Below are 205 nucleotides of genomic sequence, written 5' to 3'. Positions count from 1 at the left end.
GAACTCGCGACCCCCACCATGGCAAGGTGATGTTCTACCACTGAACTACTTCCGCATGAAAAAGTGCCGACTAGACGATTCGAACGCCCGACCCTCTGATTACAAATCAGATGCTCTACCAACTGAGCTAAGTCGGCAATTAGACCGCTGGTTGGATATTTAGTTCCAGCACCGTCAGGGTCTGGCAGATCGCTTGACGGTACCT

1 tRNA gene is annotated in these 205 nt (G+C 51.7%); it reads right to left on the bottom strand.

Annotation, left to right across the window (positions count from 1 at the left end):
• Positions 1-64: 64 nt before the first annotated feature.
• A tRNA-Thr gene (locus L248_RS14170) sits at positions 65-137 on the bottom strand.
• Positions 138-205 lie beyond the last annotated feature (68 nt).

The organism is Schleiferilactobacillus shenzhenensis LY-73, from assembly GCF_000469325.1.
GTDB classification, from domain to species: domain Bacteria; phylum Bacillota; class Bacilli; order Lactobacillales; family Lactobacillaceae; genus Schleiferilactobacillus; species Schleiferilactobacillus shenzhenensis.
Note: the sequence above shows the minus strand (reverse complement) of the source record. Positions and strands in the feature narration are given on the sequence as shown.